Here is a 20,913-nt window from a genome sequence, read left to right as displayed (position 1 = left end):
AATTTATTTTCTTGAAGTGCGCCTTAACCTCATGTCTTGATTAAAGATATGAGGTTTTTTCTATATAGAAGAGGTGAAACGATGTCTGAACGTATCATTTTAGATGAAGCCGCGATACAACGTACAATCACTCGAATTGCACATGAGATTTTAGAATATAACAAAGGCACTGACAATTTAGTGCTTTTAGGAATCAAAACACGAGGCGCATTTTTAGCGAATCGTATCCAAGAAAAGATTCACGCTATTGAGCAGCGTAATGTACCAACCGGCACGATTGATATCACACATTTTCGTGATGATATTGATAATGTCACACAACAATCAGACATTAAAGCGTTTGATATCGACGTTGACATTACTGATAAAGTGGTAGTTATCGTTGACGATGTTTTATATACCGGTCGTACAGTAAGAGCTTCATTAGACGCAATATTATTACACTCACGACCAGTTAAAATTGGACTAGCAACGCTTGTCGATAGAGGTCATCGTGAACTTCCTATCCGAGCAGACTTCGTAGGAAAAAATATACCAACTGCACGTGATGAATCCGTTTCAGTTTATTTAAATGAAATTGATACTCAGAATGCAGTAATAATTAAATAATATCCCTTTTAAAGCAGTACGAGAGACTGAAAAAGGTGAAGTAAATAAATTAAGCATTTGATATATAATGGAATGAATGTGCAATCACTAAAGATTTAATCATATCTTAAACATTGCTTAATGTAATACTTCGTTAGAAATGTAACCTTAAAGGTGTGAAACCTTATTCAAATACATTTCAATTAGTCTCTTTGCATTTGCTGATGTAAAGAGATTTTTTTATGAAAGGAAATGAATTAAATGGAAAATGAACAAATGTTTGAGCGCACTGTTAAGCCAGTGCTTGATGTTAGAGACAAACCTAAACCAGCACAATGGGCATTCTTAAGTTTACAACATTTATTTGCAATGTTTGGCTCAACTGTCCTTGTACCATTTTTAACGCATTTACCGATATCAGCTGCATTACTTGCTTCAGGTATCGGCACGCTTATTTACATATTAATCACAAAAGCTAAAATTCCAGCTTATTTAGGCTCAAGTTTCGCCTTTATTACACCGATTATCACTGGCCTAAGCACACACAGCTTAGGAGATATGTTAGTGGCTCTGTTCATGAGTGGCTTGATGTACGTCATTATAGGTTTGCTTATTAGATTAAGTGGAACGGGTTGGTTAATGCATTTGCTACCACCAGTTGTAGTGGGACCAGTGATTATGGTGATTGGATTAAGTTTGGCACCTACAGCCGTTAATATGGCTATGTATGAGAATTCTTCAGATATGAAAGGTTATAACTTAAGTTATTTACTTGTTGCGCTTATTACTCTTATAGTCACAATCGTAGTACAAGGTTTCTTTAAAGGATTTTTATCACTGATACCTGTATTAATTGGCATTGTAGTAGGTTATATTGTTTCTATTTTTATGGGCTTAGTAAAATTCGGGCCTATTGCTCAAGCAAAATGGTTAGATTTTCCACATATTTATTTACCATTTAAAGATTACACGCCGTCATTTCATCTAGGGTTAGTATTAGTGATGATACCCGTTGTATTTGTAACAGTAAGTGAACACATCGGTCATCAAATGGTCATTAATAAAATTGTAGGTCGCAATTTCTTTAAAGATCCAGGATTAGATAAATCAATTATTGGAGATGGGGTCTCTACAATGTTTGCGAGCATTATCGGTGGGCCTCCAAGTACAACCTATGGTGAAAATATAGGCGTACTAGCGATTACTAAAATATATAGTATTTACGTAATTGGTGGGGCAGCAGTCATCGCAATCATTCTAGCTTTCATAGGTAAATTTACTGCATTGATTTCATCGATACCTACTCCTGTCATGGGCGGTGTTTCTATACTATTATTTGGTATCATTGCGGCGAGTGGTTTGCGTATGATAGTGGAAAGTAATGTAGATTTTTCAAGTAACCGTAACTTAGTGATTGCTTCAGTAATACTTGTAGTAGGTATTGGTAATTTACTTATCAATTTAAAAGGTATTGGAATTAATTTACAAATTGAAGGTATGGCATTATCCGCACTTTCTGGAATTATTTTAAATTTAATTTTGCCAAAAGATAAAAAAGAAGAAAATTAAGATTTAATCCATTAGGAGGGCGCTATATGAAAAATTTATTATCTATGGAACATCTATCAACTGACGAAATATATGATTTAGTTATAACTGCAAGCCAATATAAATCAGGTGAAAGAGCTTTACCTCAATTTGATGATACGTATGTAACGAACTTATTCTTTGAAAATTCAACAAGAACAAAGTGTAGTTTTGAAGTAGCTGAACTCAAATTAGGGCTAAAACAAGTGAGCTTTGAAACGAGTACCTCTTCAGTTAAAAAAGGGGAGTCTTTATATGACACTTGTAAAACATTAGAAAGTATTGGTGTTAATTTATTAGTTATTCGTCACTCTCAAAATGCATATTACGAAGAATTAGAAAACATCAATATACCTATTGCAAACGCAGGAGATGGAAGCGGTCAACATCCTACGCAAAGTTTACTAGATATAATGACTATATATGAAGAGTATGGATCATTTGATGGATTAAACATATTGATTTGCGGTGATATTAAAAACTCTCGAGTAGCTAGAAGTAATTATCATAGTTTGAGAGCGCTAGGTGCAAATGTAATGTTCTCAAGTCCTAAAGAATGGGTAGATGAGACATTAGAGGCGCCATACGTTAATATAGATGATGTGATTGATCAAGTCGATATTGTAATGTTGTTAAGAGTTCAACATGAAAGACATGGTATAGCTGGTGAAGCTAATTTTGCAGCAGAGGAATATCATCAACAATATGGGTTAACTCAGTCAAGATATGATAAATTAAAAGATGAAGCCATTGTCATGCATCCTGCTCCAGTCAATCGAGGTGTCGAAATTAAAAGTGATTTAGTAGAAGCACCAAAATCACGCATTTTTAAACAAATGGAAAATGGGATGTATTTAAGAATGGCAGTTATAAGCGCGCTTTTAAAATAGGAAGGGGTTATTTTAAAAATGAAATTAATCAAAAATGGAAAGATTTTAAGAAACGGAATTTTAAAAGATACTGAGATTTTAATTGATGGTAAACGTATTAAAACAATTAGTAGTAAAATCAATTCTTCATCACCAAATATTGAAGTTATCGATGCTAAAGGTAATTTAATCGCACCAGGATTTGTTGATGTCCACGTGCATTTACGTGAACCCGGTGGGGAACATAAAGAAACAATTGAAACTGGTACGAAAGCAGCTGCAAGAGGTGGTTTCACTACTGTATGCCCAATGCCTAATACTAGACCAGTACCAGATTTAGTTGAACATGTTAGAGAATTAAGACAAAGAATTTCAGAAACAGCTAAAGTACGTGTATTACCTTACGCATCTATCACTAAAAGACAAGCAGGAAAAGAACTTGTTGATTTCAAAGAGTTAGCATTAGAAGGGGTATTTGCATTTACAGATGATGGCGTAGGAGTTCAACAAGCCAGTATGATGTATGCAGCTATGAAACAAGCAGCTCGTGTTAAGAAACCAATCGTAGCACATTGCGAAGATAATAGCTTGATTTATGGTGGCGCAATGCATAAAGGTAAACGTAGTGAAGAACTAGGTATTCCAGGTATTCCAAATATTGCCGAATCAGTACAAATTGCTAGAGATGTCTTACTAGCTGAAGCTACAGGATGTCATTATCATGTATGTCACGTTTCTACTAAAGAAAGTGTACGTGTAATTAGAGACGCTAAGAAAGCGGGCATTCACGTTACTGCAGAAGTAACACCGCATCACTTACTTTTAACTGAAAATGATGTACCAGGTGATGATGCCAATTATAAAATGAATCCGCCATTAAGAAGTAAAGAGGATAGAGAGGCGTTATTAGAAGGTTTATTAGATGGAACGATTGATTGTATCGCCACTGACCACGCACCACATGCGAAAGAAGAAAAAGATCAACCAATGACTCAAGCACCATTCGGTATTGTAGGTAGTGAGACAGCTTTCCCATTACTTTACACTCATTTTGTAAGAAGAGGTAATTGGTCACTTCAACAGTTAGTGGATTATTTCACTATTAAACCTGCAACAATCTTTAATTTAAATTATGGTAAATTGCATAAAGATAGTTATGCTGATTTAACAATTATTGATTTAAATAATGATAAAGAAATCAGAAGTGAAGATTTCTTATCTAAGGCCGACAATACACCATTTATCGGTGAAAAAGTTTATGGTAATCCGATTTTAACAATGGTTAAAGGCGAAGTAGTATTTGAGGAGGAAAAATAGATGCTTGAAAAACGTTATCTTGTACTGGAAGATGGCTCTTATTATGAAGGATATCGCTTAGGTTCTGATGATCTTTCAATAGGCGAAATCGTATTTAATACTGCAATGACGGGGTATCAGGAAACTATTTCTGACCCCTCATATACAGGTCAAATCATTACATTTACTTATCCATTAATTGGAAATTATGGTATTAATCGTGATGATTTTGAATCATTAACACCGACATTGAATGGTGTAGTTGTGAAAGAGGCAAGCACACATCCTAGTAACTTTAGACACCAAAAAACATTACACGAAGTACTTGTTCAATATCATATCCCAGGTATTTCTGGCGTGGATACTAGAAGTATCACACGTAAGATTCGCCAACACGGTGTGTTAAGAGCTGGATTTACAGATAATAAAGATGACATTCAAGCGCTTGCAGAACAATTAAAAACTGCTGAATTGCCAAGAGATGAAGTTCAAACAGTTTCTACAAAAACACCGTATGTATCTACAGGTTCAGATTTAAGTGTTGTTTTACTCGACTTCGGGAAGAAACAAAACATTGTTCGTGAACTTAATTCACGCGGTTGTAATGTAACCGTTGTACCATACAATACAACAGCAGAAGAAATTTTAGGCATGTCACCGGACGGAGTGATGTTATCTAACGGCCCTGGAGATCCAGATGAAGTTGCTATCGAAATGATCAATGGTATCTTAGGTAAAATACCTTTCTTCGGCATTTGCTTAGGACATCAACTTTTCGCTTTATCTCAAGGTGCCACTTCTTTCAAAATGAAATTCGGACATCGTGGTGCTAATCACCCTGTAAAGGATTTAAGAACAGGTAAAGTAGACATCACCAGTCAAAATCATGGTTATTCAATTGATCGTGATTCACTTAAAGATACTGATTTAGAAGTGACACACATTGCGCTTAATGATGGTACAGTTGAAGGTTTAAGACATAAACAATTACCTGCCTTCTCTGTTCAATATCATCCTGAAGCAAGACCAGGCCCAAGTGATTCAAACTATTTATTCGATGAGTTTATAACGATGATGAATGAGTTCAAAGAAAAGGAGCGTCATTTTAATGCCTAAACGCGACGATATTCAAACAATTTTAGTAGTAGGTTCAGGACCAATTATTATAGGTCAAGCTGCAGAATTTGACTATGCAGGTACGCAAGCATGTCTTGCTCTAAAAGAAGAGGGATATAGAGTAATATTAGTAAACTCAAACCCTGCGACAATTATGACTGACAAAGAAATCGCTGATAAAGTCTATATTGAGCCATTAACTCATGACTTTATTGCTCGCATTATACGTAAAGAGCAACCAGATGCATTGTTGCCTACATTAGGTGGACAAACTGGTTTAAACATGGCAATTCAACTCCATGATAGTGGTGTACTCGCTGCTAATAATGTAAAACTTTTAGGGACTGAGTTAGAATCCATTCAACAAGCTGAAGACCGTGAAATGTTTAGAACACTTATGAATGATTTAAATGTACCTGTGCCTGAAAGTGACATTGTTAATACAGTAGAGCAAGCCTTTGAATTTAAAGAACAAGTGGGATATCCACTTATCGTACGACCAGCCTTCACTATGGGTGGTACTGGAGGTGGAATCTGTTACAATGATGACGATTTAAAAGAAATCGTAAGTAATGGATTGCACTATAGTCCGGCTACACAGTGTTTAATCGAAAAATCTATAGCAGGCTATAAAGAAATTGAGTATGAAGTCATGCGTGATAAAAATGATAATGCCATTGTTGTATGTAACATGGAAAATATCGACCCAGTAGGTATACATACAGGGGATTCAATTGTCGTAGCTCCAAGCCAAACATTGTCAGATGTTGAATATCAAATGTTACGTGATGTGTCATTAAAAGTAATTAGAGCATTAGGTATCGAAGGTGGATGTAACGTACAACTTGCCTTAGATCCACATTCTCTTAATTATTACATCATTGAAGTGAATCCTCGAGTGTCTCGTTCATCAGCTTTAGCTTCTAAAGCTACAGGTTACCCAATTGCTAAATTAGCAGCGAAAATTGCAGTAGGTTTAACATTAGATGAAATGTTAAATCCTATTACCGGAACATCTTATGCTGCTTTCGAACCAACATTGGATTATGTGATTTCTAAAATACCTCGTTTCCCATTTGATAAATTTGAAAAAGGTGAACGTGAACTAGGTACGCAAATGAAAGCAACTGGAGAAGTCATGGCTATTGGCCGTACTTACGAGGAATCACTACTCAAGGCGATTCGTTCACTCGAGTATGGCGTGCATCACTTAGGTTTACCAAATGGTGAAAGCTTTGATTTAGACTACATTAAGGAACGTATTGGTCATCAAGATGATGAACGACTATTCTTCATAGGAGAAGCTATTCGTCGAGGTACAACTTTAGAGGAAATCCATAAAATGACGAAAATTGATTATTTCTTCTTAAATAAATTCCAAAACATTATCAACATAGAACACGAATTAAAAGAACATCAAGGTGATTTGGAATACCTTAAATATGCTAAAGATTATGGATTTAGCGATAAAGTCATCGCACATCGTTGGGACATGAATGAAGACGACGTTTATCAATTACGAGTTAAAAATGATGTAAAACCGGTATATAAAATGGTAGATACATGTGCTGCGGAATTCGAATCTACGACTCCTTACTATTATGGTACGTATGAATCTGAAAATGAATCAATCGTAACAGATAAAGAAAAAATCCTCGTATTAGGTTCAGGACCTATTCGCATTGGTCAAGGTGTAGAATTTGATTATGCTACTGTACACGCTGTATGGGCTATTCAAGATGCGGGTTATGAAGCTATTATTGTCAATAATAATCCAGAGACAGTGTCTACTGATTTTTCAATATCTGATAAATTATACTTCGAACCATTAACTGAAGAAGATGTCATGAATATCATCAATTTAGAACAACCTAAAGGTGTTGTCGTTCAATTTGGTGGGCAAACTGCTATCAACTTAGCTGATAAACTTGCTAAACATGGTGTTCAAATCATGGGAACTTCTTTAGAAGATTTAAATCGCGCTGAAGATAGAAAAGAATTTGAAGCGCTATTACGTCAGATTGAAGTACCGCAACCTCAAGGTAAGACATCTACATCTCCTAAAGAGGCACTTGAAAATGCGCGTGAAATCGGTTATCCAGTTGTCGTACGTCCTTCATACGTGTTAGGTGGCCGTGCTATGGAAATTGTAGATAATGATCAAGAATTAGAAAATTATATGACACAAGCAGTTAAAGCAAGCCCTGAACATCCAGTACTTGTTGACCGTTACTTAACAGGTAAAGAAATTGAAGTGGATGCTATTTGTGACGGAGATACAGTTATTATTCCTGGTATTATGGAACATATTGAACGTGCTGGTGTGCATAGTGGTGACTCGATTGCAGTATACCCACCACAAACGTTAACGCAAGAAGAGATTGATACGCTCGAGGATTATACAATTAAACTAGCTAAAGGATTAAATATTATTGGCTTAATCAACATTCAATTTGTCATCGCTCATGATGGTGTTTATGTGTTAGAGGTTAATCCACGTTCAAGTCGTACGGTCCCATTCTTAAGTAAAATTACTGACATTCAAATGGCACAGCTTGCTATGTGTTCTATTATGGGACATAAATTAGCTGATATAGGATATCATCAAGGAATTCAACCATACTCAGAGGGTGTATTTGTTAAAGCTCCAGTATTTAGCTTTAATAAATTGAAAAATGTAGACATCACGCTTGGACCTGAGATGAAATCAACTGGTGAAGTTATGGGTAAAGATCTTACTCTTGAAAAGGCGCTTTACAAAGGACTAACAGGTAGTGGTGTAGAAGTCAAAGACCATGGCACAGTCTTAATGACTGTTAGCGATAAAGATAAAGACGAAATCGTAAAAATAGCACATCGCTTAAATGAAGTGGGTTATAAAATTTTAGCTACTAAAGGTACAGCTGAAAAACTTGAAGACAACCAAATACCTGTTGAAGTTGTAGGAAAAATTGGTGGCGAAGATGATTTACTTACTCGTATTCAAAATGGTGAAGTACAAATCGTTATTAATACAATGACTAAAGGTAAAGAGGTTGAACGTGATGGTTTCCAAATCCGTCGTACAACTGTAGAAAATGGTGTGCCATGTCTCACATCACTTGATACTGCAAGTGCATTGACTAACGTAATTGAAAGTATGACTTTCACAATGAGAAATATGTAATTAAAAGAATGAATGATTGAAGGAGTATTTAAATGAGAAATTTACCAATCATTGCATTAGATTTTAAATCTGCAGAAGAAGTAAATGCCTTTTTAGATCAATTTGATGAACCATTATGTGTCAAAGTTGGTATGGAATTGTTTTACCAAACGGGGCCTGGACTTATCCAATCTCTAAAAAAGAGAGGTCACGATATCTTCTTAGATTTAAAATTGCATGATATTCCGAATACCGTAAGCAAAGCTATGGAAGGATTAGCACGATTAGATGTTGATTTAGTAAATGTTCATGCTGCTGGCGGTGTGAAGATGATGGAAGAGGCTAAAAAAGGTTTAAGAAAAATTAATCCTCATACTAAAATAATTGCTGTAACACAACTTACTTCTACTACTGAACAACAGTTGCATGAAGAGCAAAATATTCAAACTACTATTGATGAAGCGGTACTAAATTATGCTCGTCTTACTCATAAAGCTGGTTTAGACGGTGTAGTATGTTCACCGCTAGAAGCTGAATTAATTTCTCAGGAATTAGGCCCTGAATTTATGAAAGTCACTCCCGGAATTAGACCTAAGGGTGCTGCTCAAAATGATCAACAACGTATTACCACGCCCGAAGAAGCTCAAAGCTTAGGTTCTACACATATAGTAGTAGGGAGACCCATTACGCAAAGTGATCGTCCTGTAGAGAGCTATCAAAATATCAAAGAAAGTTGGTTAGGTTAATGGCTAAAGAAATTGCAAAAGCTTTATTAGATATTGAGGCAGTCTCATTGTCTCCGAATGATTTATACACTTGGAGTTCTGGGATTAAATCTCCAATTTATTGTGATAATCGTGTCACACTTGGTTATCCTTTAGTACGCAATGCAATTAGGGATGGTTTAGCACGATTAATAAATGAACACTTTTCAGAAGTAGAAATAGTGTCTGGTACTGCAACTGCAGGTATACCTCATGCTGCTTTTATTTCTGAAAAGATGGAACTACCAATGAACTACGTTCGCTCTAAAAGTAAAAGCCATGGTAAACAAAATCAAATTGAAGGCGCTAAAAGCGAAGGTAAAAAAGTTGTAGTGATTGAAGATTTAATTTCTACTGGTGGTTCTTCAGTAACAGCTGTAGAGGCTTTAAAAGAGGCTGGTGCTGATGTGCTTGGCGTAGTAGCTATTTTCACGTATGGTTTGAATAAAGCAGAGGTTACATTCAAAGAAGCGGGAATTCCTTTCTATACTTTAAGTAATTATAATGAATTAATTGAAGTAGCGAGAGAAGAAGGAAAAATTTCTGAAGATGATATTCAGACTTTAGTTGATTGGAGAGATAACTTGTCATAAGATAAGTTTATGAAGGGGGAACGTGAATGACTCAAAGAGATGAAAATAATTATCTTTATGTTACGATGAAGCATTGTAATGATTTTCTAAAAAGACAAGATGATTACAAAGCCCCAAAAAACTTAAAAAGCATTGACGAAAGTGTTCGAGATTTCTCAGAATCAATAGATGATGATGCATTCACACATTCTGGTGATATATTTAAAAGAGCTAAAGAAAGTTTACGTCATAAAGGACAATTATAATCGAAAATTAAATCTGAAAATATTTAAAGCCAAAGTACATGAAATTTCATGTCTTTGGCTCTTTTTTATTAACGGATAAATACTTTAGTGAGTAACCAACCGATAAGTAAAACAACTAATAAAATTAAAATTGGAAGACCATAATGAATTATCATTTTTAGCCATACCTCCCTATATAGTAAAAAGCTTTATTTAAATTGTTATGTGACAATAAGATTAGGGTAAGCTATCTTATAAACATAAAAAAAATGAAGCCATAGTTTTGTTTCATCTGTATCGTGAGATTCTACAATCTAATAGTTATCATGTTAAAATGATATACGAGATACTTAAATTGGTAAAGTAATTAAAATTTAAAAACTAGGGGAGATATAAAGTGGAAATACCTAAAATTACAACATTTCTTATGTTCAATGACCAAGCTGAAGAAGCAATTAATTTATATACAAGTCTATTCGAAGATAGTGAAATATTGACGATGGTTAAATATGATGAAGATGGACCTGGCACTCCAGGAACAGTACAACACTCTATCTTTACTTTAAATGGTCAAGTATTTATGGCGATTGATGCGAATAATGGTGAAGAATTGCCTATGAATCCTGCTATGTCATTATATGTCACTGTTAAAGATGCTATGGAAATGGAACGCTTATTTAGTGGCTTGAAAAAAGAAGGCGCTATTCTTATGCCTAAAACTGAAATGCCACCTTTTAGAGAGTTTGCTTGGGTTCAAGATAAGTTTGGGGTTAGTTTCCAACTTGCTCTACCAGAATAAGGATGAGAATGATTAAAAATTCCGTACGATAACTTATCCAGTTTATCGCACGGAATTTATTTATATTAAGATTCTTTCATTTGTTGGATTTTATCATAGTCTGGTGTTGCATATAATGTTTTTTGATTGTCATAAGTTACAAAGCCAGGTTTTGCGCCAGATGGTTTGTGAACATTTCTAATTTCTGTATAATCAACCGGAATTTGACCAGAATTTCCTGCTTTAGAAAAGTAACCAGCTAACATTGCAGCCTCTTTAATTGTTTCATCACTAGGACTATCATTTAAAATAACGACATGCGAACCTGGGATATCTTTAGTATGGAACCAAATATGAGACTTTTGTGCTTTTTTATTTGTTAAGTAATCATTTTGCTTATTATTTTTACCGACTAAGATGGTGTCACCATCGCTTGAACGATATGTTTGTAATTGAATTTGAGCATTCTTTTTCTTTTTAGTATTTTTACGCTGTTTCATAAAACCTTGGTCAGCTAATTCGTCGCGGATATCATCTATGTCATCAACGGTGATATGTTCTAATTGTTGCTCGATATTTGAAAAGTAATCAATATTTTCTTTCGTTAACTGAATTTGATGATCTAATTCATGTTCACGTGTTTTAAGTCGGTTATACTGCTTATAATAGTATTGAGCATTTACTGAAGGGGATTTAGTTGGATTGAGCGGTATATTTACTTCTTCGCCGGTATAATAATTTAGTGCCGTTACCGATTCATCACCTTGCTTGATTCTGTAAATGTTTGCAGTAATTAATTCACCATAAAGTTGTTGTGTTTCTTTATCTTTAGCACTCTCATACTCATCAATTAACTTACTCAATTTATTTTGTTGTTTTTGCAATTGTTGTTGTACAAATCTGACTAAATCATTTGCACGTTGTTTAACACGTTCTCGTTCCCCACGAGCATCATAATAACGATCGAGTAAATCGTTAAGTGAGTCATACTCTACGACATCATCATAAAACTGATTTAATTTCATAAAATAGAAATCTTCCTTGCCAGTCTCATGATTTTTATGAAAAACAGGAGTCGGGGTTAATGTAGTTTCAGCCATCACTTCATCGTATGCTTCTGGTAGCGTATCTTGTGTCATAAATTGTCGACGACTAACTATTTCATTTGTAATAAGTGGGCTAAACCCTTCAAATGAGTTTAATAATTGTTTAGAAATTTTGCCTGCATTGAAATCAATATATTTCAATGCTTCTTGTCCAGAAATTTCATAAGGATTTAACTTATTTTGACTTGGAGGCGCTTCATATTCAAAGCCAGGCATTACAGTACGATATTGGTTAGTATTGGGGGTTAAATGCTTAAATCCTTCAATAATTTTGCGATTTTCATCTACAAGAATAAGGTTACTATGTTTCCCCATAATTTCTAATATAATAGTACGATGCATTGTGTCGCCGATTTCATCTTTACTTTTAATATCAATTTCAACACGACGATCATTGCCAACTTGACGTATATTTTCTATAAATCCACCTTCTAAATGCTTACGAAAAACACGTGCGAACATAGGTGGATTAAATGGATTATCATATTTTTTATCTGTAATTTGTAATCTTGAAAAGCTAGGATGAATAGATAACAATAATTGATGATTTTTACGATTTTGTCGTACTACCATAATAATAGTATCGTTTTCAGGTTGATTTATCTTGTGAATACGACCTGAAACTAAATTTTGTAATGATTCAACCATCTTTTTAGTAAATAAGCCATCATATGCCATATTTATCTGCCACCTTAAAATTTTTCATTCATCATATTGTAACATGCGTTATCTAAACGGTCATCGTTTTAGTTTTATAAAATATAGAATGGTGAATAACATTAGTGAAATAATCAAACTGAAGTTAATGCATTAAGGAGTACTATTTATCAATCTGATAAAAGTACTCCTATACATTCTTTAGTTTGGTATGATATTATATTTAAATAATAGAAGAATAGCTTAGAGAGGTCGTAAGGCATGGATAATGAAAAAGGATTGCTAATTGTTCTTTCAGGTCCTTCTGGTGTCGGCAAAGGAACTGTAAGAAAACAGATTTTTGATGATCCCACTACTTCATATAAGTACTCTATATCAATGACTACTCGTAACATGCGCGAAGGTGAAGTGGATGGTGTAGATTACTTTTTCAAAACGAAAGAGCAGTTTGAAGAATTAATTAAGGACGATCAATTTATTGAATATGCGGAATATGTAGGCAATTATTATGGTACGCCAGTTCAATATGTTAAAGATACTATGGATCAAGGTTACGATGTTTTCTTGGAAATTGAAGTTGAAGGCGCAAAACAAGTAAGAAAAAAATTTCCTGATGCATTGTTTATCTTCCTTGCGCCACCAAGTCTTGACGACTTAAGAGAGCGCTTAGTTGGCAGAGGCACTGAATCAGATGAGAAAATTCAAAGTCGTGTGAATGAAGCACGTAAAGAAGTTGAAATGATGAATCTATATGATTATGTGGTCGTAAATGATGAAGTTGAACTTGCTAAAAATCGAATTCAGTCTATAGTAGAAGCTGAACATTTAAAAAGAGAGCGCATCGAAGCTAAATATAGAAAAATGTTATTGGAGGCAAAAAAATAATGTTAAATCCACCGTTAAACCAACTTACTGCAAAAATTAATTCTAAATATCTTATCGCTACAACTGCTGCGAAAAGAGCACGCGAGTTAGATGAAAAACATGAAACAGCACTTATAGAAAATTATCATTCAGCTAAACCAGTCGGTAGAGCTTTAGAAGAAATTGCTGATGGTAAAATTGAACCAGTAATTCCTGAAGAATACTTAGGTTAATATTTTTACTTTAGTCTATAACTTTGACACACCTTATTAAGGACACATATTTTAGATGTGTGATCCATAATGATTAAGGTGTGTTTTTTTAATTATTAAACTTATTTGTGTATAATAAAATTAAATATGAAGAACATGGTTCATGCTCTAATTATGCATAGGAATTGAACATTTTAACTGTCTAAATGAATATTTTAAGTTAAGTATCAAGGAGATTATATAATGAAACACATTTTATTAGCTGTAACTGGAGGCATTGCAGCATATAAAGCGATAGATTTAACGAGTAAGTTAACTCAAGCAGGTTATGAAGTTAGAGTAATGCTTTCTAACCATGCACAAGAGTTTGTTACACCACTCTCATTTCAAGCTATTAGCAGAAATCCAGTTTATACCAATACTTTTAAAGAAGAAACACCAGAAGAAATTCAACATGTATCTTTAGGCGATTGGGCAGACGCAATTGTTATAGCGCCAGCTACAGCTAATACAATTGCGAAGTTAAGTGTAGGTATCGCTGACGATATGATTACATCAACGTTACTTGCTACTGAAACGCCAAAGTTTGTTGCGCCAGCAATGAATGTGCATATGTTTGAAAATCCTCGTACTCAACGTAATATTGAAGTTCTAAAAGGAGATGGCTATCATTTCATTGAACCTGGTGACGGGTATTTAGCTTGTGGTTATGTAGCAAAAGGACGAATGGAAGAACCGTTGCAAATTGTGTCTGTAATGAACCAATTTTTCAATAATGATGCAGTTTCGACTGATAGTTCATTTTCAGGGAAGAGAGCTCTAGTAACTGCAGGGCCTACAGTTGAAGTCATTGATCCGGTGAGATATGTTACAAATCGTTCTTCAGGTAAAATGGGCTTTGCGATAGCTGAAGCTCTTAGAGAGAAGGGGGCTGAAGTAACATTAGTAACAGGGCCTACGCAATTAACAGATCCTAAGGGCATCAATGTGATACATGTTCAAAGTGCTGAGGACATGTTCAATGCTGTAAAAGAAAGATATAATGCGCAAGATATTATTTTTAAAGCGGCTGCTGTTTCAGACTATACACCTTCAGAAGTGCTAGATCATAAAATGAAGAAACGTGAAGGAGACTTATCTGTCACATTCAAGCGTACAACTGATATCTTAAAGTATTTAGGTGACAACAAAAAGCATCAATATTTAGTTGGCTTCGCTGCTGAAACTCAAAATATTGAAGCGTATGCGCAAGATAAATTAGCTCGTAAAAATGCTGATGTCATTATTTCAAATAATGTAGGTGATCAATCTATAGGATTTAGTTCTGATGATAATGAATTGACGATGCATTTTAAGAATAAAGATATGGTCAATATAAAGAAGGGCAAAAAAGTAGAATTAGCTAAACAAATTTTAGATGAATTAGAAACTAGGTGGCAACAATGATTGCAAAAGTAATTGTTGATATACCATCTAAAAGTGTTGATTTTAAATTCGATTATATTGTCCCGACTCATTTAGAAAGTGTCGTTCAAGTTGGAGTGCGTGTGATTGTTCCTTTTGGACCTCGTACTATCCAAGGCTATGTGATGGACATTCAAGATGAACCTGATGAAGATGTTAACATCTCCAAGCTTAAAGCGATTAAAGAAGTTCAAGATATTCAACCAGAGCTTACTACAGAACTTGTTCAATTAAGTGAATGGATGAGTCATTATCACGTTACTAAACGTATTTCTGTGCTTGAGGCTATGCTGCCGAGTGCAATAAAAGCAAAATATAATAAAGCTTTTGAAATAATTAAGGGGGATGACCTACCTGAAGCAATTTTAAAGAAATTTAATAAAGATGGTCACTATTTATATAAAGATGCGCAACACAATAATGATTTAGATGACCTGCTCTCTTTAATGAAAGAGGGACTTGTACAAGAAGTCACTTTATTGACTCAAAATATTAAGAAGAAAACACAAAGAGCGATTGCTGTAAGAGAAGAATTCAATGGAGATGATGTTTTAGCTCGACTTGAAAAGTACGCGAAACAATATGATTTATACGCTTTTTTATTAGAGGAATCGCATCGCACTATATTTTTAAAAGAAATAGAAGATATTGGATTCTCTAAGTCTAGTTTAGATTCTTTAATTAAAAAGGGCTACGTTGAAAAATATGATGCTGAGGTTAATCGTGATCCATTTGCTAACCGCATATTTGAACAAGAAGATAAACGTCAACTTACAACTGAACAACAACAGGCTTATGAAGCAGTTAAAAATAAAATTGATCACAATGAATCTAGAACCTTTTTACTACATGGTGTGACAGGTTCTGGCAAAACCGAAGTTTATCTACAAACAATAGAAGCCGTTTTAAATAAAGGTAAAGAGGCGATGATGCTTGTACCAGAAATTGCCCTTACACCTCAAATGGTTTTAAGGTTCAAACGTCGTTTTGGAGATGATGTTGCTGTACTTCATTCAGGTTTATCTAATGGTGAACGCTATGATGAATGGCAAAAAATCCGTGACGGTCGTGCGCGTGTAAGTGTAGGTGCACGTTCGAGTGTGTTTGCACCTTTTAAAAAATTAGGAATTATTATTATCGATGAGGAACATGAATCTACATATAAACAGGAAGATTATCCAAGATATCATGCGAGAGATATCGCACAATGGCGTAGTCAATATCATCAATGTCCTGTCATACTCGGAAGCGCGACACCAAGTTTAGAAACATATGCGAGAGCGGAGAAAGATGTTTACGAATTACTATCCTTACCACATAGAGTGAATCAACAGGCATTACCTCATATTAATATTGTAGATATGCGTGAAGAGTTAAGTGAAGGAAATCGCTCTATGTTCTCTAATTCGCTTAAAGAAGCGATTCAACAATGCTTAGATAAACAAGAACAAATCGTACTTTTCTTAAATAGAAGAGGCTATGCTTCATTTATGTTATGTAGAGATTGTGGATATGTTCCGCAATGTCCTAATTGTGATATTTCATTGACATATCATAAAACGACTGATCAACTGAAATGTCATTATTGTGGTTATCAAGAAACACCACCTAATTTATGCCCAAATTGCGAAAGTGATCATATTAGACAAGTAGGTACTGGAACGCAACGTGTTGAGGAATTGTTGCAACAGGAATTTCCAGAATCAAGAATTATACGAATGGATGTTGATACCACATCTAAAAAGGGTGCACATGAAAAGTTACTAAATGACTTTGAAGCGGGTAAAGGTGATATTCTCCTAGGTACGCAAATGATTGCGAAAGGTTTAGATTATCCTAATATCACATTAGTTGGTGTCTTAAATGCTGACACCATGCTTAATTTGCCTGATTTTAGAGCAAGTGAACGAACATATCAATTATTGACTCAAGTTTCTGGTCGTGCTGGTCGTCATGAAAAGGAAGGTCAAGTCATTATACAAACGTATAATCCGGAACATTATGCTATTGAAGATGTAAAACTAAATGATTATCTCACGTTCTATCAAAAAGAAATGAACTTTCGTAAACTAGGGAAATATCCACCTTATTATTTCTTAATTAATTTTACAATTTCACATAAAGATATGAAAAAAGTGATGGAAGCGTCAAAACACATTCATCAAATATTATTGCAGCATTTAAGTGAGAAAGCTTTAGTTCTAGGGCCATCGCCCGCAGCCTTATCAAGGATAAATAATGAATATCGTTTCCAAATCTTAGTAAAATATAAAAGTGAACCACAATTACATCAGGCACTTCAATATTTAGATGATTATTATCATGACCAGTATGTAAAAGAAAAATTAGCACTTAAAATTGATATCAACCCACAAATGATGATGTGATACTATCATATGAGCTTAAATAAGATAAATGCAAAAAGGCAATTTCTGTTTTAATCATACAGAAATTGCCTTTTTAAAATATTTTAGAAGCAGTTGTGTAACCAACTATAAACTTTTATATTTACATTGTTACATTACCATATTCGTCAGCTGGTCTGAATAAAGTTAAAATTGCACTGATGATAGCTAGAATATGAGGAATGGCTGTCCAACAGAATAAAATATGCATAATTCCTTGAAATGGTTTACCAGCGTAAAATTTATGAATGCCAAAGCTTCCTAGAAAAACAGCTAATAAAATATATATTACCTTATTTACTTCCATAATGTTCACCTCCGTCCAGATTTTTAAGTCTTTAATAAACTTACCTTACTTAGTATTTTATTAGTTCATAGATTAAAATCAATTATTTTACTTTCCCATAAATCAAATTCAGACTAAAGTTGCAAGACATTAAATAATTAAAATTACTTTTAAGAAAGGTCGCAATTTCAATTTAAGTAAGTTATAATGATATGATGAATTTTAAAGAGGAGCCGTTAGCATGACAGTAAAGAAATTGGTTAAATCTACACATCCGATTTTAAAAAAAGAAATTAAGACCGTGAATCAATATGATGACCAGTTAAAATCATTATTACAGGATTTAGAAGATACTTTATATGCAGAAGAGGCTGCTGCAATTAGTGCACCACAAATTGGGGTGAACCAACGAGTTGCATTAATCGATATGGAACTCGAGGGACTACTTCAATTAATTAATCCAGTCATTAAAAGTCATTCTGATGAAGAAATTACTGATCTTGAAGGTTCGATTACTTTACCTAATATTTTTGGTGAGGTAACTAGAAGTAAAATGATTGTTGTACAATGCAATGATGTAAATGGAAATCAAGTTGAATTGACAGCGTATGATGATGTAGCTCGAATGATATTACATATGGTAGATCATTTAAATGGTATCCTTTTTACAGAGAAAGCAAATCGTATTTTAAATGAAGATGAAGTGGAGGCATATTTTGAAAATGAGTAAAATTATATTTATGGGTACACCTGACTTTTCAACTAAAGTACTAGAAATGTTAATTGCAGAACACGACGTGATTGCAGTGGTGACACAACCTGATCGTCCAGTTGGTCGTAAAAAAGTTATGACGCCACCTCCTGTAAAAAAAGTAGCGCTTGAACATGACATTAAAATCTATCAGCCTGAAAAACTTAAAGATTCAGCAGAACTTGAAGAATTATTAACGTTAGATGCTGATTTAATTGTTACCGCTGCATTTGGTCAATTACTACCTGAGTCTTTACTTAATGCCCCACGTTTAGGAGCAATTAATGTACACGCTTCATTACTACCAAAATATCGTGGTGGCGCACCCATTCACCAAGCAATTATTGATGGCGAAGCAGAGACAGGCATAACGATAATGTATATGGTGAAAAAATTAGATGCTGGTAATATTATTTCTCAGAAAGCAATTAACATTGAGGAAGATGATAATGTAGGTACAATGCATGATAAATTAAGTTTCCTTGGTGCTGATTTACTTAGAGAAACAATGCCTTCGATTATTAATGAAACGAATGATAGTATTCCTCAAGATGATGCAAAAGCGACATTTGCTTCTAACATTAGCAGAGAAGATGAACGAATCAATTGGAACCAAAGTGCTCAAGATATTCATAATCATATACGTGGGTTATCACCATGGCCTGTAGCATATACAACTATGGATGACAAAAACCTTAAATTATTCTCAGCTCACGTTATCACAGGTAAAAATGGAGATACGGGTAAAATTATTGAAACTACTAAAAAAGCTATCATTATTGGAACAGGATCTAACGATGCTATCGCTTTAACGGATATGCAACTTGCTGGGAAAAAACGCATGTTAGTAGCTAATTATCTTAGTGGCGTTCAAGAGTCACTAGTTGGGAAACAATTAATATGATAAATACTGTCAGAGCCCATGCCTTCGAAACTATCCAGCATATTTTAAATGAAGGCGCATATAGTAATTTGAAAATTAATGAAGTCTTATCTTCTAATATCATCGCTGATGTTGATCGAAATTTATTCACTGAGCTTGTTTATGGAACAATTAAAAGAAAATACACCTTGGATTATATTTTAAAACCTTTTGTAAAAACGAAAATAAAAGGATGGGTACGTCAGCTTTTATGGATGAGTATTTATCAATATGTTTATTTAGATAAAGTACCAGATCATGCCATTATCAATGAAGCAGTTGATATTGCTAAACAAAGAGGTGGCCATCATAATGGAAATATTGTCAACGGTATTTTACGTTCACTAATGAGAAGTGACCTGCCTGATTTTCAAGAAATAAGAGATGACAAGAAACGAATCGCTATAGAGTATAGCTTGCCTAAATGGCTAGTTAATCACTGGGTAACGCATCATGGCCTTGAAAAAACAGAAGAAATTGCACAGTCATTATTAGCTCCTGTAAAGTCAACAGTGAGAGCTAACATTTCTCGTGGTTCTGTAGATGACATCGTTACTAAATTGGAAAATGAAGGATTTAATGTTGAAAAAGATGATATTTTACCTTTTTGTTTGCACGTGAGTGGGCAAACGATTGTAAATTCTAGAGCCTTTAAAGATGGTTATGTATCTATTCAAGATAAGAGCTCGATGATGGTAGCTCATATAATGAAATTAGGCAGAGATGATAAAGTATTAGATGCATGTAGTGCTCCGGGAGGAAAAGCCTGTCATATGGCGGAAATATTATCTCCTGAAGGGCAAGTTGACGCTACAGATATTCATCTTCATAAAATTGACCTTATCCAGTATAATATTAAAAAGTTAAAGCTTGATAATATTCATGCTTTCCAACATGATGCAACTGAACCTTATAAAGAGATGTATGACAAAATTTTAGTAGATGCACCTTGTAGTGGTTTAGGTGTGTTAAGACATAAACCTGAAATAAAATATACTCAGACTCAAGATAGCATTCAATCACTTGTTGATTTACAACTACAAATATTAGAGAATATTAAACATAACATTAAATCTGGTGGTACGATTACGTATTCAACATGTACAATAGAACAAATGGAAAATGAGAATGTAATTTATACATTTTTAAAACAAAATGAAGAGTTTGAATTTGAGCCTTTCCAACACCCTGTTACTGGAAAGCAAGTAAAGACATTACAAATATTGCCACAAGATTTTGACTCGGATGGATTCTTTATAACTCAAATTAAAAGAAAGGAAAGTTAA

The 20,913-nt window shown here is 34.3% G+C and carries 19 protein-coding genes; 17 read left to right on the top strand and 2 right to left on the bottom strand.

Annotated features, from left to right (window positions below; genetic code table 11):
- Positions 1–81: 81 nt before the first annotated feature.
- The 10 genes from pyrR to V6C74_RS07910 all read left to right on the top strand — a co-directional run bounded on the left by pyrR (position 82) and on the right by V6C74_RS07910 (position 10,981).
- Complete coding sequence (gene pyrR, locus V6C74_RS07955) at positions 82–609, top strand: bifunctional pyr operon transcriptional regulator/uracil phosphoribosyltransferase PyrR (protein WP_002453032.1); 528 nt, start codon at positions 82–84, stop codon at positions 607–609.
- Between the two features lie 240 nt (positions 610–849).
- Positions 850–2,157, top strand: coding sequence for a solute carrier family 23 protein (locus V6C74_RS07950; RefSeq protein ID WP_002453033.1), 1,308 nt, complete (start codon positions 850–852; stop codon positions 2,155–2,157).
- A 26-nt stretch (positions 2,158–2,183) separates the two neighbouring features.
- Positions 2,184–3,065 (top strand): aspartate carbamoyltransferase catalytic subunit, encoded by an 882-nt coding sequence (locus V6C74_RS07945; protein ID WP_002453034.1) that lies wholly within the window; start codon positions 2,184–2,186, stop codon positions 3,063–3,065.
- A gap of 18 nt (positions 3,066–3,083) precedes the next feature.
- A complete protein-coding gene (locus tag V6C74_RS07940; protein WP_002453035.1) occupies positions 3,084–4,361 on the top strand; it encodes a dihydroorotase in 1,278 nt (425 codons plus the stop codon).
- Positions 4,362–5,456: a carbamoyl phosphate synthase small subunit gene (locus V6C74_RS07935; RefSeq protein ID WP_002453036.1), complete on the top strand. Its 1,095-nt coding sequence runs from the start codon at positions 4,362–4,364 to the stop codon at positions 5,454–5,456.
- The gene (gene carB / locus V6C74_RS07930) at positions 5,449–8,622 is read left to right on the top strand and encodes a carbamoyl-phosphate synthase large subunit (RefSeq protein WP_016898747.1); all 3,174 of its coding nucleotides are present in this window, start codon (positions 5,449–5,451) and stop codon (positions 8,620–8,622) included. Before V6C74_RS07935 ends, carB begins: the two co-directional genes overlap by 8 nt.
- A 32-nt stretch (positions 8,623–8,654) precedes the next feature.
- Positions 8,655–9,347: an orotidine-5'-phosphate decarboxylase gene (pyrF, locus tag V6C74_RS07925; RefSeq protein WP_002453038.1), complete on the top strand. Its 693-nt coding sequence runs from the start codon at positions 8,655–8,657 to the stop codon at positions 9,345–9,347.
- Positions 9,347–9,958 (top strand): orotate phosphoribosyltransferase, encoded by a 612-nt coding sequence (gene pyrE / locus V6C74_RS07920; RefSeq protein WP_002453039.1) that lies wholly within the window; start codon positions 9,347–9,349, stop codon positions 9,956–9,958. Before pyrF ends, pyrE begins: the two co-directional genes overlap by 1 nt.
- Positions 9,959–9,984: 26 nt before the next feature.
- Positions 9,985–10,203 (top strand): hypothetical protein, encoded by a 219-nt coding sequence (locus V6C74_RS07915; RefSeq protein WP_002453040.1) that lies wholly within the window; start codon positions 9,985–9,987, stop codon positions 10,201–10,203.
- 376 nt (positions 10,204–10,579) lie between these two features.
- Positions 10,580–10,981, top strand: a complete 402-nt coding sequence (locus V6C74_RS07910; protein WP_002453041.1) for a VOC family protein — start codon at positions 10,580–10,582, stop codon at positions 10,979–10,981.
- A gap of 65 nt (positions 10,982–11,046) precedes the next feature.
- Here V6C74_RS07910 and V6C74_RS07905 read toward each other — a convergent pair whose 3' ends face one another.
- Positions 11,047–12,744 (bottom strand): NFACT family protein, encoded by a 1,698-nt coding sequence (locus V6C74_RS07905; protein ID WP_002453042.1) that lies wholly within the window; start codon positions 12,742–12,744, stop codon positions 11,047–11,049.
- A 240-nt stretch (positions 12,745–12,984) separates the two neighbouring features.
- Between V6C74_RS07905 and gmk the strand changes: the two genes are divergently transcribed.
- From gmk to priA, 4 genes are all read left to right on the top strand, one after another.
- The gene (gmk, locus tag V6C74_RS07900) at positions 12,985–13,608 is read left to right on the top strand and encodes a guanylate kinase (RefSeq protein WP_002435146.1); all 624 of its coding nucleotides are present in this window, start codon (positions 12,985–12,987) and stop codon (positions 13,606–13,608) included.
- Positions 13,608–13,820, top strand: coding sequence for a DNA-directed RNA polymerase subunit omega (gene rpoZ, locus V6C74_RS07895; protein WP_002435135.1), 213 nt, complete (start codon positions 13,608–13,610; stop codon positions 13,818–13,820). The genes gmk and rpoZ overlap by 1 nt, the downstream gene beginning before the upstream one ends.
- A gap of 222 nt (positions 13,821–14,042) precedes the next feature.
- Positions 14,043–15,245: a bifunctional phosphopantothenoylcysteine decarboxylase/phosphopantothenate--cysteine ligase CoaBC gene (gene coaBC / locus V6C74_RS07890; protein ID WP_002453043.1), complete on the top strand. Its 1,203-nt coding sequence runs from the start codon at positions 14,043–14,045 to the stop codon at positions 15,243–15,245.
- Entirely contained in the window at positions 15,242–17,650 is a 2,409-nt protein-coding gene (gene priA / locus V6C74_RS07885; RefSeq protein WP_002453044.1) for a primosomal protein N', read from the top strand. The genes coaBC and priA overlap by 4 nt, the downstream gene beginning before the upstream one ends.
- Before the next feature lie 121 nt (positions 17,651–17,771).
- On the opposite strand, the gene V6C74_RS07880 is transcribed toward priA, so the two are convergent.
- A complete protein-coding gene (locus V6C74_RS07880; protein ID WP_002453045.1) occupies positions 17,772–17,975 on the bottom strand; it encodes a TM2 domain-containing protein in 204 nt (67 codons plus the stop codon).
- A 220-nt stretch (positions 17,976–18,195) separates the two neighbouring features.
- Between V6C74_RS07880 and V6C74_RS07875 the strand changes: the two genes are divergently transcribed.
- The 3 genes from V6C74_RS07875 to rsmB are packed head-to-tail and all read left to right on the top strand — an operon-like array spanning position 18,196 to position 20,913.
- Entirely contained in the window at positions 18,196–18,684 is a 489-nt protein-coding gene (locus V6C74_RS07875) for a peptide deformylase (protein WP_002453046.1), read from the top strand.
- A complete protein-coding gene (gene fmt / locus V6C74_RS07870; RefSeq protein WP_002453047.1) occupies positions 18,677–19,609 on the top strand; it encodes a methionyl-tRNA formyltransferase in 933 nt (310 codons plus the stop codon). The genes V6C74_RS07875 and fmt overlap by 8 nt, the downstream gene beginning before the upstream one ends.
- A complete protein-coding gene (gene rsmB / locus V6C74_RS07865; RefSeq protein ID WP_016898743.1) occupies positions 19,606–20,913 on the top strand; it encodes a 16S rRNA (cytosine(967)-C(5))-methyltransferase RsmB in 1,308 nt (435 codons plus the stop codon). The genes fmt and rsmB overlap by 4 nt, the downstream gene beginning before the upstream one ends.

Source organism: Staphylococcus capitis subsp. capitis, from assembly GCF_040739495.1.
GTDB lineage: Bacteria > Bacillota > Bacilli > Staphylococcales > Staphylococcaceae > Staphylococcus > Staphylococcus capitis.
Note: the sequence above shows the minus strand (reverse complement) of the source record. Positions and strands in the feature narration are given on the sequence as shown.

Coding starts and splice junctions, on each gene's coding strand:
- pyrE (WP_002453039.1), top strand. CDS start 9,347: ATGGCTAAAGAAATTGCAAAAGCTTTATTAGATATTGAGGCAGTCTCA.
- V6C74_RS07905 (WP_002453042.1), bottom strand. CDS start 12,744: ATGGCATATGATGGCTTATTTACTAAAAAGATGGTTGAATCATTACAA.
- gmk (WP_002435146.1), top strand. CDS start 12,985: ATGGATAATGAAAAAGGATTGCTAATTGTTCTTTCAGGTCCTTCTGGT.
- V6C74_RS07875 (WP_002453046.1), top strand. CDS start 18,196: ATGACAGTAAAGAAATTGGTTAAATCTACACATCCGATTTTAAAAAAA.
- V6C74_RS07945 (WP_002453034.1), top strand. CDS start 2,184: ATGAAAAATTTATTATCTATGGAACATCTATCAACTGACGAAATATAT.
- V6C74_RS07935 (WP_002453036.1), top strand. CDS start 4,362: ATGCTTGAAAAACGTTATCTTGTACTGGAAGATGGCTCTTATTATGAA.
- V6C74_RS07940 (WP_002453035.1), top strand. CDS start 3,084: ATGAAATTAATCAAAAATGGAAAGATTTTAAGAAACGGAATTTTAAAA.
- V6C74_RS07880 (WP_002453045.1), bottom strand. CDS start 17,975: ATGGAAGTAAATAAGGTAATATATATTTTATTAGCTGTTTTTCTAGGA.
- pyrF (WP_002453038.1), top strand. CDS start 8,655: ATGAGAAATTTACCAATCATTGCATTAGATTTTAAATCTGCAGAAGAA.
- rsmB (WP_016898743.1), top strand. CDS start 19,606: ATGATAAATACTGTCAGAGCCCATGCCTTCGAAACTATCCAGCATATT.
- priA (WP_002453044.1), top strand. CDS start 15,242: ATGATTGCAAAAGTAATTGTTGATATACCATCTAAAAGTGTTGATTTT.
- coaBC (WP_002453043.1), top strand. CDS start 14,043: ATGAAACACATTTTATTAGCTGTAACTGGAGGCATTGCAGCATATAAA.
- fmt (WP_002453047.1), top strand. CDS start 18,677: ATGAGTAAAATTATATTTATGGGTACACCTGACTTTTCAACTAAAGTA.
- V6C74_RS07915 (WP_002453040.1), top strand. CDS start 9,985: ATGACTCAAAGAGATGAAAATAATTATCTTTATGTTACGATGAAGCAT.
- pyrR (WP_002453032.1), top strand. CDS start 82: ATGTCTGAACGTATCATTTTAGATGAAGCCGCGATACAACGTACAATC.
- V6C74_RS07950 (WP_002453033.1), top strand. CDS start 850: ATGGAAAATGAACAAATGTTTGAGCGCACTGTTAAGCCAGTGCTTGAT.
- rpoZ (WP_002435135.1), top strand. CDS start 13,608: ATGTTAAATCCACCGTTAAACCAACTTACTGCAAAAATTAATTCTAAA.
- carB (WP_016898747.1), top strand. CDS start 5,449: ATGCCTAAACGCGACGATATTCAAACAATTTTAGTAGTAGGTTCAGGA.